The organism is Micromonospora sp. DSM 43699 (genome assembly GCF_055517075.1).
Genome location: NZ_JBTMMT010000101.1, coordinates 1 through 15,856 on the forward strand (window position 1 = coordinate 1; position 15,856 = coordinate 15,856).

Here is a 15,856-nt window from a genome sequence, read left to right on the forward strand (position 1 = left end):
GGGCAGGGGGCAGCGGGGCGGGAGGGGGAAAGGGGAGGGAGGGGGGAGGGGGTGTTAGAAGAGGATGGTGGCGAGGGTGCCTACCGGGTGGAAGCCGCAGCGTTGGTAGACGCGGCGGGCGGGGAGGTTGAAGTCGTTGACGTAGAGGCTGACCGTGGGGGCGACCCGGAGCAGCGCGTCGCGTACCACGGCGGCCATCGCGGCGGTGGCGATCCCGCGTCCCCGCCACTGCGGCGCCACCCAGACGCCCTGGATCTGGGCGGTCCGGCGGGTCACCACCGCCAGTTCGGCCTTGAACACGACCTCCCCGTCGACCAGGCGGGCGTACGCCCGACCGGCCCGGACCAGGTCCTCGACGCGGCGGCGGTAGGCCCGGCCGTCGTCGTCGGCAAGCGGTGAGACACCGACCTCCTCGGCGTACATGGCGACCGCCGCCGGGAAGAGCCGGTGCACCTCGCTGGGCCGCACCCGACGTACCTCGGGGTCGACCGGGATGCGGGGCAACGCGTCGGTGGCCAGTAGCGGCTGGTTGGGGCGTACGTCGCGGGCCGGGCCCCAGTGGTCGGCGAGCCGTTCCCAGAGGCCGAGCACCGCGTCGGCCCGCCCGACGATGGAGGAGCAGAGCCGTTCCTCGCCGGCGAGCTGCTCGGCGAAGGCGGCGACGGCCGAGTCGGTGGCGAGGATCGGGGTGAGGTTGCCGCCGAGCCAGCAGATCGACTCCAGGTTGCGGCGGGTGCCGTAGCCCAGGATGCGTCCCTCGGCCCGCCACCAGGCCAGCCCTCGGGCGGAAACCCGTTCGGCGACCTGCGCGCCCGCGAACGGGTCGAGGTCGAGCAGCCGCTCGACCGCGCGTCGTTCGGACTCTCCCAGTTGACGTACCGGCACCGTCAGCACGGTTACCAGCCTGCCAGATACAGGCGGTGGTCCGCCGGGCGACCGGCGCAGCCGCCTGTCCGCCGGCCCCGGCCCGGTCCCACCGCGAACACCCTTGTCGGCGACACGTTGGCGATATATCGTTGATGCATCAGCGACACTCTACGGAAGGAACGACACGATGGGATTCCACAGTCGGATCCACGCACTACAGGAGGCACGTCAACGCGGCTTCGGCTTCCCGCCCGTACCGCCCGGCCCACACGGGCACGGGCACGGGGGTTGGGGCGGCGGCCGGGGTGGTCGCGGGCGGGGCCGGGGACGCCGGCCCAACGTCCGGGGTGCGGTGCTGGCCCTGCTCACCGAGCGGCCGATGCACGGCTACGAGATGATCCAGGAGATCGACTCCCGCACCGGTGGGGCCTGGCGGCCCAGCCCCGGTTCGATCTACCCGACCCTGCAACTGCTTGAGGACGAGGGCGTCATCGCCGTGAGCACCGACCCGGCCGGCGGCGGGCGCAAGCGGTTCGACCTGACCGACGCCGGTCGGGAGGAGGCCACCACGGCCGCGCAGACCCCGCCCTGGGCGGAGTTCGCCGAGGACACCGTCAACAGCTGGCACGACATCCGCGACGCCGGCGCGCAGGCCATGCACGCGCTGCGGCAGGTGATGACGACCGGCACCGACGACCAGCGGGAACGCGCCGCCCAGGTGCTCGACGAGACCCGCCGCAAGCTGTACGCGATCCTCGCCGAATCCGAGTGACCAGGCCCGCACGGGAGAAGGGCGGCCGTCCCCTGCTGGGGGACGGCCGCCCTCGGCGGTGTCTACAGGTCAGTGCACGGTGACGGTGGGGCCGGGGATCAGGTCGCGCAGCTCCTCGGGGATCTCCGCGCCCATCTCGTCGGCGATCCGCAGCGCCTCTTCGATAAGCGTCTCGACGATCTGCCCCTCGGGGACGGTCTTGACGACCTGCCCCTTGACGAAGATCTGCCCCTTGCCGTTGCCGGAGGCGACGCCGAGGTCGGCCTCGCGGGCCTCGCCGGGCCCGTTCACCACGCAGCCCATCACGGCGACCCGCAGCGGCACCGGCAGCCCCTCCAGGCCGGCGGTGACCTCCTCGGCGAGCTTGTAGACGTCCACCTGGGCCCGGCCGCAGGACGGGCAGGAGACGATCTCCAGGCCACGCTCGCGCAGGCCCAGCGACTCCAGGATCTGGTTGCCGACCTTGATCTCCTCGACCGGCGGCGCGGACAGCGACACCCGGATGGTGTCGCCGATCCCCTCGGCCAGCAGCGCCCCGAAGGCGACAGCCGACTTGATGGTGCCCTGGAACGCCGGCCCGGCCTCGGTCACGCCCAGGTGCAGCGGGTAGTCGCACTGCTCGGCGAGCTGCCGGTACGCCCGGATCATCACCACCGGGTCGTTGTGCTTGACCGAGATCTTGATGTCCCGGAAGCCGTGCTCCTCGAACAGCGAGCACTCCCACAGCGCCGACTCGACAAGCGCCTCGGCGGTGGCCTTGCCGTACTTGGCGAGCAGCCGCTTGTCGAGCGAACCGGCGTTGACGCCGATCCGGATCGGCGTACCGGCGGCGGAGGCCGCTGCCGCGATCTCCCTGACCTTGTCGTCGAACTGGCGGATGTTGCCCGGGTTGACCCGGACGGCCGCGCAGCCGGCGTCGATCGCGGCGAAGACGTACTTCGGCTGGAAGTGGATGTCGGCGATCACCGGGATCTGCGACTTGCGGGCGATCGCCGGCAGCGCCTCCACGTCGTCCTGGCTGGGCACGGCGACCCGGACGATCTGGCAGCCGGAGGCGGTCAGCTCGGCGATCTGCTGGAGGGTGGCGTTGACGTCGGAGGTGAGGGTGGTGGTCATCGACTGCACCGAGACCGGGGCACCCCCACCGACCGGCACCGAGCCGACCATGATCTGGCGGCTGGCCCGGCGGGGGGCGAGCGGCGGGGGCGGTACGGCGGGCATACCGAGACTGACAGCGGTCACTTGAGCACTCACCTCGTGAAGAGCGTGATCGGGTTGACGATGTCCGCGGTGGCGGTGAGCAGCGTGAACGCGCCACCGATGAGGATCACCGCGTACGTGATGGGCATCAGCTTGAGGTAGTCGACCCGGCCCGGGTCGCGCCTGCCGATCCGGGCGTAGAGCCAGGAGCGGGCCCGTTCGAACCAGGCGATGGCGATGTGGCCGCCGTCGAGAGGCAGCAGCGGCAGCAGGTTGAACACGCCGACGAAGAAGTTCAGCGAGATGAAGAGCAGGACCAGCAACTGCCAGACGCCGTTCTCCAGCGCCTCACCGCCGAGCCGGCTCGCGCCGACCACGCTGATCGGGGTGTCCTTGTCCCGTTCGCCGCCGGTGACGGCGGTCCACAGGGCGGGGACCTTGTCGGGGATCCGCTTGAGCGCCTCGTAGGTGCCGACGGCCAGGTCCTTGGTGTAGCCGGCGGTGGCCGGGATCGCCTCGACCGGGCCGTAGGTGACGTTCGCCGGGACGCCGGGCGGGAGCATCGGGCCGGCGACGCCGAGGGCGGAGACGGTGACCGGGGCGCCGTTCGGGTCGTCGAGCGGCTTGCGCTGCACGGCGGCGAGGTCGGCCCGGACCTCGCCGGGCACGCCGTCGCGCTCGTAGCTGATCGTCGCCGGCTGCCCCGGGGGCAGGTCCCGGACGGTCTTGACCAGCGCGGTGTAGTCGGCGACCGAGACCCCGTTGATGGCCACGATCCTGTCGTCGTCGCGCAGCCCGGCCTGCTTGGCGGGGCTGACCGGGTCGCCCGGGGCGCACTCGCGGGCCGCGTCGGTGGGGATGACGCAGTCGACGACCTTGACGTGTGCCGGCAGCGGGTTGGGCAGGTTCTTGTTGGGCAGGCCCATGAACATGGCGGCCAGCCAGATCGCGATGACGGCCAACGCGAAGTGGGTGACCGAGCCGGCCGACATCACGATCGTCCGCTTCCAGACCGGGTAGCGCCACATCGCCCGCTGCTCGTCACCCGGCTCCACGTCGTCGTCCTGCGGCGTCATCCCGACGATCTTGCAGAAGCCGCCGAGCGGGATGGCCTTGACGCCGTACTCCGTCTCGCCCCGGCGGAACGACCAGATGGTCGGCCCGAAGCCGACGAAGTAGCGGGTGACCTTCATCCCGAACGCCTTGGCGGTCAGCATGTGACCCGCCTCGTGCAGGCTCACCGAGATGAGGATCGCCAGGGCGATCACCAGCACCCCGAGCAGATAGAGCATCAGGCTTCCTTCCCCGACCCCGAGATGATCTCCTGCGCGTGCGCGCGCGCCCACGACTCGGCGGCGAGCACGTCCTCGACGGTACCTGGTGCACCGAAATCGGGGGCGTCCTCCAACACCCGCTCCAGGGTGTCGACGATGCCGAGGAACGGCAGCCGCCCGGCGACGAACGCCGCCACGCACTCCTCGTTCGCCGCGTTGTAGACCGCCGGCCTGCTGCGGCCCGCCTCGCCGGCCGCCTTGGCCAGCGCCACCGCCGGGAACGCCTCGTCGTCGAGCGGGGCGAACTCCCAGGTGTGGGCGGTGGTCCAGTCGACTGCTGCGGCGGCGTCCGGCACCCGGTCGGGCCAGCCGATGCCGAGCGCGATGGGTAGCCGCATGTCCGGCGGACTCGCCTGGGCCAGGGTGGAGCCGTCGACGAACTCGACCATCGAGTGGATCACCGACTGCGGGTGCACCATCACGGTGATGTCGGCGTAGGGCACGTCGAACAGCTCGTGCGCCTCGATCACCTCCAGCGCCTTGTTGACCATGGTGGCCGAGTTGATCGTGACGACCGGCCCCATGTTCCAGGTCGGATGGGCCAGCGCCTGCTCCGGGGTGACAGCGGTCAGCTCGTCGCGCCGCCGCCCCCGGAACGGCCCGCCGCTGGCCGTGACGACCAGCCGCCGTACCTCGCCGCGCGTCCCGCCGCGCAGGCACTGGGCCAGCGCCGAATGCTCCGAGTCGACAGGCACGATCTGCCCCGGCCGCGTCACCGCGGCCTTCACCAGCGGGCCGCCGGCCACCAGCGACTCCTTGTTGGCCAACGCGAGGGTACGACCACAGCGCAGCGCGGCAAGCGTCGGCGCGAGCCCGAGCGACCCGACCACCCCGTTGAGGACCACGTCGCAGGGCCACTGCGCCAGCTCGGTCATCGCGTCCGGGCCGGCGATGATCTTCGGCAGCTTGAAGTCACCGGTGGCCCAGCCCCGGCGGCTCGCCTCGGCATAGAAGGCGAGCTGGAGATCCTGCGCCGCGGACGCCTTCGCCACCCCGACCGCGTCCACGCCCAGTTCGAGCGCCTGGGTGGCGAGCAGTTCGACGTTGCCGCCGCCGGCACCGAGCGCCACCACCCGGAACCGGCCCGGGTTGCGCCTGACGATGTCGATCGCCTGGGTGCCTATCGAACCGGTGGAGCCGAGCAGTACGAGATCCCGGGGAGTTGTCACGCGGCCATTCTGCCCCGTACGCGCTGTGCGCCGGCTGGGAGCCTCACCCCTCGACGTCGCCCTCCGCGCCCGACGACCCGCCCCACGCGCTTGATCAACACATCGGGGCCGATACGGGGGTATCCACGTCGACCTTCACCCCCATATCGGCCCCGTTGAGTCGATCATCACGTCGGCGGCAGGCATGTGGGACGGGCCTGTCGCCCGCCTGTCGCCCGCCTGTCGTCCGGGCGGCGAACGGCAATGAAACGGCGGGCGACTGCGCCGGCAGTACGATCAATTTCGGGCGGAGTTCAGGTCACCTGAGCGGGTCGCGGCGACGAAGCTGACCCAGGCAGCGGGCGGGAAGGTCAGCGCGGGGCCGCCACGGTCCTTGCTGTCCCGCACCCCGACCACCTGCGGCAGATTCGTCGCCACCTCCACACAGGTGGAGCCACCGTTGTCGCTGCGGGTCGACTTGCGCCAGACTGCACCGGTCAAGTCCATGACTTCGCCAACTCCCGAATGAGATCCCGGGAGGCCCGGCGTGGCAGTGCTTCACCGCGCAGGCTCTCCCATCTGCGCTGAAGGCTATCAACATCGTCCGGCCGGTCGGTGATGTGCGCCCGCAGGGCGCTGTCCAGGTGCACGACCTCCCCTCCGTCGGGCACGCGGACCAGAATGAACGGACCAGCCAGGCCGGCGTGCATCCCCGCATCTGCTGGCACCACATGCACGCTGATGTGCGAGTGCTCAGTCAGCCGCAGTAGATGCTCGAACTGCTCGATCATCACCGCCGGTTCGCCGATTCCCCGGCGCAGCACCGCCTCGTCGATCACTGCCACCACCTCGGGCGGATGCTCCCGGGTCAGCACTGCCTGCCGATCCATTCGGGAGGAGACACGCTGCTCGATCTCACTCTCCCGAAGCATTCCGCCGCCGTGCAGCACCGCACGGGCGTACGCCTCGGTCTGTAATAGGCCGGGGATGAGGGACGGTTCGAACCAGCGGATCAAGGTGGCCTCCCGCTCCACGCTGATCCATTCGCGTAGCCACGGGGGTGCGGAGTCGGCGCGGACCAGGGCGAGCAGCCGTTCGAAGAGGCCGCCGGCCGCCAGGGCGGCGTCCGCGCGGGTGATGAAGTCCTGCGACGGCGTCCGGTGGCCGATCTCCACCATGCCCACCAGCGACGACGAGTAGCTGATCTGTTGGGCCAGGTCCTCCTGACTCAGCCCGCGCTCCTTTCGCGCCCGGCGCAGCTCCGCCCCGAGAAATTCCAGGGTCGACATCGGTCCACCGGTCATCACACCTCCACCACACATTTGTCACCAACCGCCAGCGCCGGCCACCTGGCCGGACCCGTTCGGCACACCCGACGCTGAGACCCCGCGCCACCTTCCGACAGTAGTCGCGTCCACAGCAGAGTGTGAACAGGCACAAGGAAGGACGAACCAATGAGGAAGCGGCACACCCCCGTACCGATGTCGCCACGGCATCGGCGGAACTGGTCGCGGTGGGGTCGGTACTGCACCTGCGGGCTGCGCTGGCCGTGCCCGGACCGGCTGGCCGGCGTACCCCGGCGGGAACCGCCACCAGCCACGCTGCCCGCGCCGCGCCACCACCTGTGGAACGGTCCCACCGCCGTGCACTGGGTGAGCGCGACGGGCCTGATCACCCCGGGCCAGGCGTTCCGGGCGAACGGCGGCCACCGGTGACCCCGCCGGGCGGCGCACCGCCGACGAACCGGCCGGAGGGCACCGCGCCGGTGACCGCTGCGGAAGGTGCGCCACCGCCCGCCGCACCGGTCGTGTCGGCCGGCACAGTGACGGTGGGCGACCTGGTCACGGTGGGCGAGGCCGACTACTGCTACGGGACCGGCCCGTTGCGCCTGCGGCTCACCGCGCCGCCGATCGGCCTCGACCGCGTCGGGCTGGAATGGGTCGAGCTGACCGGGGTGCCCCTGCACCCGGACGGCAGCGTGGCGCAGGGTGGACGATCGCGTACCGTCCTGGTCCGGGTGGCCGCGCTGCGCGGTCGGTTCGCGGGACCGGCCCGATGAGCGACGACCCGGCGACCGACCGCCGGACAGGCGGCGACCGGGCGACGGCGCTCGAACGGTGGCGGCAGGCGGCGGGACGGCGGGACGGTCCCGGGCCGCACGTCGCCGCGCGGCCCACCTGGCGGTGCCGGGCCTGTGCCGCCCCGTGGCCCTGCCAGCCGGCCAAGCTGAGCCTCCGGCGGGAGTACGCCCAAGACCGGCCGGCGCTGGCCATCTACCTCTGCCTGCTCATGCAGGATGCGATCACCGATGCGCTGCGGGTCGGCACCGGCACTGTCGACCCGGCCGCATACTTCACCCGGTTTCTCGCGTGGACCCGCCACGGCTGGCCGCCGCCCCCACCTTCGGAAACGGGTTGATCCACACCACGGGGCCGAGGTGGGTGTGTCCCCGCCGACCGGACACCCCTACCTCGGCCCCGCTGAGTTGATCATCGCCCCGGGACCAGCCCGGGACGACGGGTCAGGCGTAGGTCTCGAACTCGGCGACCTTCGGGGTGGCAGCAGAGCTGTTGATCCGGAAGGTGATCTTCTTGAGGGAGGTGCGGGTGAAGGTGATCACGCCGGCCCGGCTGCCCGACGCAAGCACCGCGCCGGTGTCGCCGTTGAGGACCTGCCAGGAGGTGATGCTGCCGGCCGAGCCGGACGCCTCCCGGATGTTGATCGAGGACACGCTGGTGGCGGAGCCCCACTTGATCGAGATGTCACCGGTCGACCCGGCCGGCGACCAGAAGGTGCCCATGTCGCCGTCGCGGACGTCGCCGTAGCTCGTGCCGCTTGCCTTGCTGGAGCCGTCCGAGCCGGCCCCGATGCTGAGGTTGGTCCCGCCGGGGTTGCCGGTGGGCGGCGGGGTGGTCGGGGCTGGGGTGGTCGGCGCGGGCGTCGTCGGTCCCGGGGTGGTCGGGGCCGGCGTGGTCGGCGTGCAGCTTCCGTTCGACTCCTTGAGGCCCATGTTCGCGCCGGCCGTCTGCCGGACGATGTCCGGCACGCAGCTCGCCCCGTCCAGCCGGTAGGAGTACGGGATGCTGACGCTGGTGTTCGACGGCATGCTCGGGCCGGCGGGGTTGGTCTCGCTGCCGGGCGACGACCAGGTCACGCTGTCCAGGATGTTGCCGCTGGCCTGCCAGTAGCCGGCCTCGCTGGTGTAGAAGGTGCCCAGCACGTCCCGGGAGTTCTTGAAGTAGTTGTTCTCCACCTTGGCCCGCGCGCCGGCCCGGGAGTTGATCCCGGACTCGTTGAGCTGCACGTACGAGTTGTTGTAGATGTGCGCGATCCCGCCCCGCAGCAGCGGCGTACGGGAGTCGATGTTCTGGTAGAGGTTGTGGTGGAAGGTGACGAAGCCGTTCCCCCGGTCGCTCTCGCTGGACCCGATCAGCCCGCCCCGCCCGGAGTTGCGCAGGATGCTGTACGACAGCGTCACGTACTGGACGTCGTCCTTCATGTCGAACAGCCCGTCGTAACCCGCCGACTCGCCACCCGACGCCTCCAGCGTGGTGTGGTCGACCCAGACGTTGCGCACGCTGCTCTCCATGCCGATGGCGTCACCGCCGTTGGAGATGGGCGAGCCCGACTTCTTGACGTTCCGCACCGTCACGTTCTGGATGATGATGTTGCGGGAGTCCCGGATGTGGATGCCGAGCTGGTCGAAGACCGCGCCGCTGCCCACCCCGACGATGGTGACGTTGCTGATCTCCTTCAGCTCGATCTTGTCGGCGGCGGTGTTGCAGCTGCTGCCGGAGACCTTCGTGGTGTTCCCGTGGTTGATCGTGCCCTGCACCTCGATGACGATCGGGGTGCTGCTGCTGGCCCGGTTGCACAGGGCGGCGTGGATCGCGGTGCCCGTGCTGGCCCGTACGGTCTGCCCGCCCGCGCCGCCGGTGGTGCCGCCGTTCTGGGTCGCGTAGCCGCTGGCGCTGCCGGCCGCCGCCGACGCCTGGTGCACCGGCAGGGCCACGCAGATCGCGGCACCGACGGCCGCCGTGGCCAGCCCCGCCTGGACTCGTCGTGCAACTGGTCGTCTCATCCTCGCGTCACCTTTCTCATTACCTGGTGGTGGTGCCGCTGCCGGGGTGGTGTGGTGCCCGGCCGGGCGGCGGTGATGGTGGTGATCCTGCGAACCTCTGCGCGCCGGGGACGGGCCGGGCCTTCGCGGCCGTCGGGCGGAGTCGCCGGTCGGCCAGGGTGGTTGCGCCGGTGTACCGGATCGACCCGCTCACCGTGCTGCCGCGCACGGCGAACTGGCGCCTCCGGCGGCAGCAGAACTCGCCGGGGCACCCGCACTGAGCATCTGGAAAGCGCTTTCCACAAGCGAGGATAGGACGACGTCAATCGATACCGCAAGATGTCGTCCGGATTGCGGGCTAATGACCACCTGAGGGGGTTAATGACCACCTGGGGAGTCCGGGAGCGCCCGACGGACGAAGGTCTCCAGCTCCTCGCCGCCGTACCAGTCGGTGCGGCGGCCCAGGTGGGTCATGCCGAGCCGGCGGGCCACCGCCATCGACGCCACGTTGCCGGGGGAGACGACCGCGTACACCTGCGGGGTGCCGGTGGCCAGTTCCCGGTCGACCAGGGCGCGGGCCGCCTCGGTGGCGTACCCGTGACCCCACGAGTCGGGGTGCAGGTGCCAGCCCACCTCGATGTCGTCGGTGGGCGCCTGCTCGTCCCGGCCGGGCAGCGGCTTGAGCAGGATCGTGCCGACCACCAGGCCGGTGTCGCGCACCTGCACCGCCCAGGTGCCGTACCGGTCGCCGTGGGTGGCGTGCCGGGCCCGCCAGAGCGCCAGCCGGTCGGCCGCCTGCGCGGGATCGGTCAACGGCAGGCCGGGGGCCGCGCCCAGCCAGCGCACCACCTCGTTGCGGGAGTAGAGGTCGAAGATCCGGGCCAGGTCGGCCGGCGAGTCGGTCCAGTTCCGCAGGATCAGCCGGGCGGTGGTGAGCACGGTCATGTCGCGGGATCGTAATGCGTGCCCGCCGCCGACAGGGGGAAGAACATCGCGATGGGCGACCCTTGGCAGCGTACGAAGCGGATCATCGGCGCCGCGTTCCGGCCGGTACGCGGACGGGACCTCTCCCTGCACGCCGCCGCGATCACCTTCTACGGGGCGATCGCCGTGGTGCCGGTGGCCCTGCTGGCGATCTGGCTGACCTCGCTGCTGGCCGGCGCGGACCGGGTACGCCGGCTCACCGCGTACGCCGTGGAGACGCTGCCGGACGCGATCGGTGCGCCCGACGCGGTGGACGCGCTTGTCAATGCCGGGGTGCAGTTGACCCCGCTGCTGGCGCTGGCCTCCCTGCTGCCCGCCTCGCTCTACGGGGAGGGGCTGCGCCGGGCGTTCGTCTCGGTGGCCGCGTCGCACACCGGTGAGTCGTTCGTCGGCTGGCGGGGGCGGTTGCTACTGCTGCCGCTACTCGCCCCCGCCCCCGCCCTGCTGCTGTCGATCCTCATTGCGCTGCCCACCACCACCCGGCTGATCCGGCAGGGCGGCTGGGTCGCCGCGCTCGGCATCGTGCTGTCGTTCCTGGCGGTGTGGCTGGTGCTCACCCCGGTGCTGATGTGGGTGTTCCGGGTGGTCGGGCCGGCCTCACCGGACTGGTTGTCGACGCTGGCGGTCGGCTCGTTCACCGCCGCCAACCTCTCCGGCTTCCTGCACGGGTTCGTGCTGTTCTGTTCGCTCCCGCTGGACCTCGGTGTCCCGTTCGGCGGTTTCGACCCGGTCGGGGCCGGTGTCGCGGTGCTGCTCTGGCTCTACCTGTTCCACGTGATCGTGCTGGCCGGCTACTCCGCCACCCTCGCGTTGTCCCGCTGGCGGGCCCGCCGCGCCGCCGCCTCCGGGTCGGCATCCGGCTCCGGGGCCGCACCCGCAGCCGACGGCTCCGCCGGGTCGTCGGTCTCGCGCAGGCCGTAGCGGGCCCAGAGCCGGGCCAGGGGTGCCGGGGCCCACCAGTTCCACCGGCCCAGCAGCCGCATGGTGGCCGGCACGAGCAGCGCCCGGACCAGCGTCGCGTCCACCACGATCGCCACGATCATGCCGATCCCGATCAGCTTGATGTAGGCCATCCCACCGGTGGTGAAGCCGGCCACCACGATGATCAGCAGCAGCGCGGCGGCGGTGATGATCCGGCCGGTGCGTTGCAGGCCGACGGCGACCGCTGCGGTGTTGTCGCCGGTGCGGTCCCACTCCTCGCGGACCCGGCTGAGCAGGAACACCTCGTAGTCGGTGGCCAGCCCGAACAGCACCGCGAGCATCAGGATGAGGTTGCTCGGCTCGATGAACCCGGTGGAGGTGAAGCCGAGCGGGCTGGCCAGGTGGCCGTCCTGGAAGATCCAGACCACCACGCCGAACGACGCGCCGATCGACAGCAGGTTCATCAGCACCGCCTTGACCGGCAGCACCACCGAGCCGAAGGCGAGGAAGAGCAGCAGCAGGGTCGCGCCGGCCATCAGCAGCGCCATCCAGGGCAGCCGGTGACCGAGGCTGTCCAGCAGGTCGACGTCGGCGGCGGGCCGCCCACCGACGAGCACCTCCGCCCCGGCCGGGCCGGGCAGGTCGCGCAGCTCCCGCACCAGGTCCCGGGCGTCGTCGCCGGTCGGCTCCCCGGGGTAGCTCACCGACAGCAGGGTGGACTCCCCCTCGGCCGCCGTGACCTGGACGCCGGTCACCCCGGGCAGCGCCGCGATCCGGTCGGCGAACGGTCGCGCCGCGTCGGCCGGCGCACCGGAGACCAGCACCTCGATCGGGGCGATCGTGCCGCCGGGGAAATCGGCGGAGATCCGCTCGGAGACCACCCGGGGCGCGGCGTCCGCCGGCAGCACCCGCTCGTCGACCCCGCCGAAGGTGATCCGCGCGAACGGGGTGGCCAGCACGCCGAGCAGCACCGCGACCCCCACCAGGTAGAGCACCGGCCGGCGCATCACGCTGCGCGCGATCCGGGCCCAGGCGCCGCCGGCCTCACCCGTCGCCCGCCGCGCACCCCGCGACCCCCGCCGCCACGGCAGCGGTACGCGCACCGCGTCCACCCGGTGGCCGAGCACCACCAGCAGGGCCGGCAGCACGGTGAGCGCGGCCAGCATGGCGATCAGCACGGCGGCCATCCCGCCGAAGCCCATCGAGCGCAGGAACGGCTGCGGGAAGATCAACAGGCTGGCCATGGCGAGCGCGACGGTGAGCCCGGAGACGAAGACGGTCCGACCGGCGGTGAGCATGGTGCGCCTGATCGCCTCGGCGGTGCTCCGCCCGGCGGCCAACTCCTCCCGGAACCGGCTGATGACGAACAGCGCGTAGTCCACCGCCATCCCGAGGCCGATCAGGGTGATCACGTTGATCGCGAAGATCGACACGTCGGTGACCATGTTGACCAGGCGTACCGCCACGAATGCGCCGAGGATGGCCAGCCCGCCGACGAGCAGCGGGGTGCCGGCGGCGACCAGTCCACCGAAGATCAACACCAGCAGCACCAGCAGCACCGGCATGGACAGCAGCTCGGCCCGGGTGACGTCCTCGGTGCTCTGGCTGGTGGCCTCCGCCTGGAACGCCACCAGCCCGCCGACCTCGGTCCGCAGACCTGGTGCGTCCAGTGCCGGACGCAGCGCCTCGAACTGCGCCGAACGGGCGTCCTCGTCGGTGCCGGTGAGCTTGACAAGCGCGTAGGTGGCCCGCCGGTCCTCGGCGACCAGCGCGGGCGCGGGGGCGTCGTACCAGGTGGTCACCTGGGCCACCTCGGCGCGCTGGCGCAGCCCGGCCACGATGAAGGTCACCGGGTCGCGGAACTCCGGATCCTCGACTGAGGCGGTGTCGCTGGACCAGAGCACGATCACGTCGGCGCCCTGCCTGCCGAGTTCGGCGGTGACCCGCTGCACGGTCCGGCTGGACTCGCTCGACGGGTCGTCGAAGCCACCCCCGCTCAGCTCGCCGAACACCCCGGTGCCCCAGGTGGCCCCGACGGCCATCAGCACCCCGGCGGCGGCCAGCACCACCCACCGGGCGCGCACCACCACCCGCCCCCACCAGGCGAACATCGCCTCTCCCCTCGTCGACCCCACCGTCGCCCGACCCGGGCCACCGTCACCGGACCCGAACCGCCCGGCGACGGCAGTCGCGCCGTGACCGGGATCAACTATCGCAAGTGTCGTTCGCGTTCCGGGGGCGACCCGGCACCGCTGGGACCGCAACGGCCCGCACCCGATCGAGCCGGCAGACGGACGCGGCGCGCCGCAGTAGGCTGCGCAGGCATGAGCGATGCGAGTGAGCTGCCGTCCCGCGCCGACGTCGTGATCATCGGATCGGGGCACAACGGGCTGGTCTCCGCCGTCCTGCTGGCCCGTGCCGGGCTGGACGTGCTGGTGCTGGAGGCGGCAGAGGTGATCGGCGGGGCCACCCGCACCGAGAACCCGTTCCCGAAGGTGCCCGCGCTGCGCCACTCCACCGGGTCGTACCTGCTGGGGTTGATGCCACCGGAGCTGCTCGCCGCCCTCGACGTGCGCATCCCGGTGCTGCGCCGGGACCCGCACTACTTCCTGCCCACCCCGGGCGGGGCCGGTGCGCCCTACCTGCTGTTCGGCAGCGACACCGCCGCCACCCGGCGGCAGCTCACCGAGTTCTTCTCCCCCGCCGACGTGGCCGCCGACGACGCGCTCCAGGCCGAGCTGGCGCAGCTCCGCGCCGACCTGGCCCCGGCCTGGCTGGCGGACCCGCTGCCGGTGGAGCAGACCGCCGAGCGGTACGTCCGTCCCGGACTGCGACAGGTCTTCGTCGACCTGGTACGCGGCTCCGTCGCCGACTACCTGGCCCGCTTCGAGTTCCGCTCCGAGCTGCTGGTGAGCATGTACGCGGTCACCGACGGGCTGTCCGGCCTCAACGCCGGTCCGGACGACCCCGGGACCGGTCACAACTTCCTGGTGCACAACATGTGCCGGTTGCCCGGTTCCGACGGCACCTGGATGATCGCCGAGGGCGGCATGGGCACCGTCTCCCGCACCTTCGCCGAGGCCGCCCGGTCGGCCGGGGCGACCATCCTGACCGGTGCCCGGGTCGACGCCGTCACCCTGGCCGGGGGCGCGGCCTCGGGCGTCCGGCTCGCCGACGGGCGGGAGGTCACCGCCGAGGTGGTGCTCGGCGCGTGTGACCCGTACCGGCTGATGGAGCTGGTGCCCGACGGCGCGCTGCCGGCGGAGCTGGGCGCGCGGATGGCGGCGGTCCGCCGGCCCGGCACCACCCTCAAGCTGAACCTGGCACTGACCGGGCTGCCCCGGTTCTCCTGCCTGCCGGCGGACGCGCCCAGTCCGTTCGGGTCCACCATCCACCTGCTGCCCGGATCCGCGTCGCTGGTCGGGGCGGGAGGCGAGTCGCCGATGGCGGCGCTACGGGCGATGTGGGCGGACGTCCAGGCCGGTCGGCTGCCCGACGAGCCGACCATCGAGTGGTACCTGCACACCACCGTCGACCCGTCGCTGTCCGACCCGGCCGGGCACCACTCGTCGGCGCTGTTCGTCCAGTCGGTGCCCTACACGCTGGCCGGCACCGACTGGGACGCGGCGCTGCCCGGCTACGTCGCCCGCCTGGTGGAGATCTGCGAACGGTACGCCCCGGGCACCGGTGACCTGATCGCCGACGCGGTGCCGCTGCCGCCGCCCGGCATCGAGGCGCACTTCGGCATCACCGGCGGGCACATCCACCACGTCGACAACACCGTCTCGTTCACCGACCGGATGCCGTACGCCACCGGCATCGACGGGGTCTACGCCGGCAGCGCCGGCTGCCACCCGGCCGGCAGCGTGATCGGCGCGGCCGGCCACAACGCCGCCCGACGCATCCTCGCCGACCTGGGCCGCTGAGCCGCACCACGCTCGGACCGCGAACACGACCGCCCGGTCGGCGCACCACGGGCCCGGCTCGGCACCGGGGCGGTCAGGCACGGGCCGAGCAGGAAGCGCCGGGCCACGGCGCGGGCGAGCCGGGGATCCAGCCCGGGGTGCAGCAGGCGTCGGCGGCGGGCCCACCACCAGCTCAGGTTGAAGAAGAGCGCCTCGCCCAACACCGTGCCGACATAGAGCGCGGCGGTCAGCCGCTGGTCGGCGGGGGTGCCGCGCAGGTTGTCGGCGAGCAGGCTGGCCGCGAACGGAATGGCCGCGACGAACAGCAACAACAACAGATTGAGTACGACGAGCAACTGGTCGACCCGGACGACGTACCGTCACATGTTGTGGTGGGTGAGCCAGACCTGCCCGACGATCGCGAAGGTGATCACGTACGCCAGGTAGGCGGGCCACTCGTGGAAGAGCGCGTCCGGTAACTCCTGCCCCTCGGGCCGCTGCGGACTGAGTTGGAGCAGCTCCACCGACATCAGCGTCAGCACGATCGCGATCACCGCATCGCTGAACGCCTCCACCCGCGAGGCGTCCCGCTCCTTCTCCGTCCACCGCCCGAACTCGTACTGCTCCCCCTCATCCACCCGTCCCACCCCTCCCCCACCCCCACC

At 72.0% G+C, this 15,856-nt stretch carries 14 protein-coding genes and 2 pseudogenes; 6 read left to right on the forward strand and 10 right to left on the reverse strand.

Annotated features, from left to right (window positions below; all coding sequences use genetic code 11):
* Positions 1 to 54: 54 nt before the first annotated feature.
* Positions 55 to 894 (reverse strand): GNAT family N-acetyltransferase, encoded by an 840-nt coding sequence (locus AC0AIB_RS29415; protein ID WP_328339043.1) that lies wholly within the window; start codon positions 892 to 894, stop codon positions 55 to 57.
* Between the two features lie 160 nt (positions 895 to 1,054).
* On the opposite strand from AC0AIB_RS29415, the gene AC0AIB_RS29420 reads away from it, so the two are divergent.
* Positions 1,055 to 1,639, forward strand: a complete 585-nt coding sequence (locus AC0AIB_RS29420; protein ID WP_465097902.1) for a PadR family transcriptional regulator — start codon at positions 1,055 to 1,057, stop codon at positions 1,637 to 1,639.
* A gap of 69 nt (positions 1,640 to 1,708) precedes the next feature.
* On the opposite strand, the gene ispG is transcribed toward AC0AIB_RS29420, so the two are convergent.
* The 5 genes from ispG to AC0AIB_RS29445 form a co-directional block, all read right to left on the reverse strand.
* Positions 1,709 to 2,881, reverse strand: coding sequence for a flavodoxin-dependent (E)-4-hydroxy-3-methylbut-2-enyl-diphosphate synthase (gene ispG, locus AC0AIB_RS29425; protein ID WP_328339047.1), 1,173 nt, complete (start codon positions 2,879 to 2,881; stop codon positions 1,709 to 1,711).
* Positions 2,882 to 2,889: 8 nt separating this feature from the next.
* Entirely contained in the window at positions 2,890 to 4,131 is a 1,242-nt protein-coding gene (locus AC0AIB_RS29430; RefSeq protein ID WP_465097903.1) for a M50 family metallopeptidase, read from the reverse strand.
* Complete coding sequence (dxr, locus tag AC0AIB_RS29435; RefSeq protein WP_328339051.1) at positions 4,131 to 5,342, reverse strand: 1-deoxy-D-xylulose-5-phosphate reductoisomerase; 1,212 nt, start codon at positions 5,340 to 5,342, stop codon at positions 4,131 to 4,133. Before dxr ends, AC0AIB_RS29430 begins: the two co-directional genes overlap by 1 nt.
* Positions 5,343 to 5,618: 276 nt before the next feature.
* Complete coding sequence (locus tag AC0AIB_RS29440; protein WP_302741340.1) at positions 5,619 to 5,828, reverse strand: DUF397 domain-containing protein; 210 nt, start codon at positions 5,826 to 5,828, stop codon at positions 5,619 to 5,621.
* Positions 5,819 to 6,625, reverse strand: a complete 807-nt coding sequence (locus tag AC0AIB_RS29445) for a helix-turn-helix domain-containing protein (RefSeq protein ID WP_328339055.1) — start codon at positions 6,623 to 6,625, stop codon at positions 5,819 to 5,821. Before AC0AIB_RS29445 ends, AC0AIB_RS29440 begins: the two co-directional genes overlap by 10 nt.
* A 150-nt stretch (positions 6,626 to 6,775) precedes the next feature.
* Here AC0AIB_RS29445 and AC0AIB_RS29450 point away from each other — a divergent pair, with 150 nt between their 5' ends.
* Genes AC0AIB_RS29450 through AC0AIB_RS29460 form a run of 3 tightly spaced genes read left to right on the forward strand, consistent with a single transcriptional unit; the run spans position 6,776 to position 7,739 of the window.
* Entirely contained in the window at positions 6,776 to 7,036 is a 261-nt protein-coding gene (locus AC0AIB_RS29450; RefSeq protein WP_328339057.1) for a hypothetical protein, read from the forward strand.
* 50 nt (positions 7,037 to 7,086) lie between these two features.
* A complete protein-coding gene (locus AC0AIB_RS29455) occupies positions 7,087 to 7,380 on the forward strand; it encodes a hypothetical protein (RefSeq protein ID WP_465097904.1) in 294 nt (97 codons plus the stop codon).
* Positions 7,377 to 7,739 (forward strand): hypothetical protein, encoded by a 363-nt coding sequence (locus AC0AIB_RS29460; RefSeq protein WP_465097905.1) that lies wholly within the window; start codon positions 7,377 to 7,379, stop codon positions 7,737 to 7,739. The genes AC0AIB_RS29455 and AC0AIB_RS29460 overlap by 4 nt, the downstream gene beginning before the upstream one ends.
* A 103-nt stretch (positions 7,740 to 7,842) precedes the next feature.
* On the opposite strand, the gene AC0AIB_RS29465 is transcribed toward AC0AIB_RS29460, so the two are convergent.
* Both AC0AIB_RS29465 and AC0AIB_RS29470 read right to left on the reverse strand, forming a co-directional pair.
* Positions 7,843 to 9,402, reverse strand: a complete 1,560-nt coding sequence (locus tag AC0AIB_RS29465; RefSeq protein WP_465097906.1) for a pectate lyase family protein — start codon at positions 9,400 to 9,402, stop codon at positions 7,843 to 7,845.
* A 357-nt stretch (positions 9,403 to 9,759) separates the two neighbouring features.
* Entirely contained in the window at positions 9,760 to 10,326 is a 567-nt protein-coding gene (locus AC0AIB_RS29470; protein WP_465097907.1) for a GNAT family N-acetyltransferase, read from the reverse strand.
* A 51-nt stretch (positions 10,327 to 10,377) separates the two neighbouring features.
* Here AC0AIB_RS29470 and AC0AIB_RS29475 point away from each other — a divergent pair, with 51 nt between their 5' ends.
* Positions 10,378 to 11,286 carry a YhjD/YihY/BrkB family envelope integrity protein gene (locus tag AC0AIB_RS29475; RefSeq protein WP_328339064.1) on the forward strand — a complete coding sequence of 303 codons (909 nt, stop codon included), beginning with the start codon at positions 10,378 to 10,380 and terminating at the stop codon, positions 11,284 to 11,286.
* 32 nt (positions 11,287 to 11,318) lie between these two features.
* On the opposite strand, the pseudogene AC0AIB_RS29480 reads toward AC0AIB_RS29475, so the two are convergent.
* Positions 11,319 to 13,397 (reverse strand): annotated as a pseudogene (locus AC0AIB_RS29480) (MMPL family transporter); the annotation flags it as partial.
* Between the two features lie 213 nt (positions 13,398 to 13,610).
* Here AC0AIB_RS29480 and AC0AIB_RS29485 point away from each other — a divergent pair.
* Positions 13,611 to 15,212, forward strand: a complete 1,602-nt coding sequence (locus AC0AIB_RS29485; protein ID WP_465097908.1) for a phytoene desaturase family protein — start codon at positions 13,611 to 13,613, stop codon at positions 15,210 to 15,212.
* Positions 15,213 to 15,286: 74 nt separating this feature from the next.
* Here the strand turns inward: AC0AIB_RS29485 and AC0AIB_RS29490 are convergent.
* Positions 15,287 to 15,838: pseudogene (locus AC0AIB_RS29490) on the reverse strand (TMEM175 family protein); the annotation flags it as partial.
* Positions 15,839 to 15,856 lie beyond the last annotated feature (18 nt).

Excerpts from the sequence above, each read along its gene's own strand:
- AC0AIB_RS29420 (WP_465097902.1), top strand. The coding sequence starts at position 1,055 with ATGGGATTCCACAGTCGGATCCACGCACTACAGGAGGCACGTCAACGC.
- AC0AIB_RS29430 (WP_465097903.1), bottom strand. The coding sequence starts at position 4,131 with ATGCTCTATCTGCTCGGGGTGCTGGTGATCGCCCTGGCGATCCTCATC.
- AC0AIB_RS29440 (WP_302741340.1), bottom strand. The coding sequence starts at position 5,828 with ATGGACTTGACCGGTGCAGTCTGGCGCAAGTCGACCCGCAGCGACAAC.
- AC0AIB_RS29445 (WP_328339055.1), bottom strand. The coding sequence starts at position 6,625 with ATGACCGGTGGACCGATGTCGACCCTGGAATTTCTCGGGGCGGAGCTG.
- AC0AIB_RS29450 (WP_328339057.1), top strand. The coding sequence starts at position 6,776 with ATGAGGAAGCGGCACACCCCCGTACCGATGTCGCCACGGCATCGGCGG.
- AC0AIB_RS29460 (WP_465097905.1), top strand. The coding sequence starts at position 7,377 with ATGAGCGACGACCCGGCGACCGACCGCCGGACAGGCGGCGACCGGGCG.
- AC0AIB_RS29465 (WP_465097906.1), bottom strand. The coding sequence starts at position 9,402 with ATGAGACGACCAGTTGCACGACGAGTCCAGGCGGGGCTGGCCACGGCG.
- AC0AIB_RS29470 (WP_465097907.1), bottom strand. The coding sequence starts at position 10,326 with ATGACCGTGCTCACCACCGCCCGGCTGATCCTGCGGAACTGGACCGAC.
- AC0AIB_RS29475 (WP_328339064.1), top strand. The coding sequence starts at position 10,378 with ATGGGCGACCCTTGGCAGCGTACGAAGCGGATCATCGGCGCCGCGTTC.
- AC0AIB_RS29485 (WP_465097908.1), top strand. The coding sequence starts at position 13,611 with ATGAGCGATGCGAGTGAGCTGCCGTCCCGCGCCGACGTCGTGATCATC.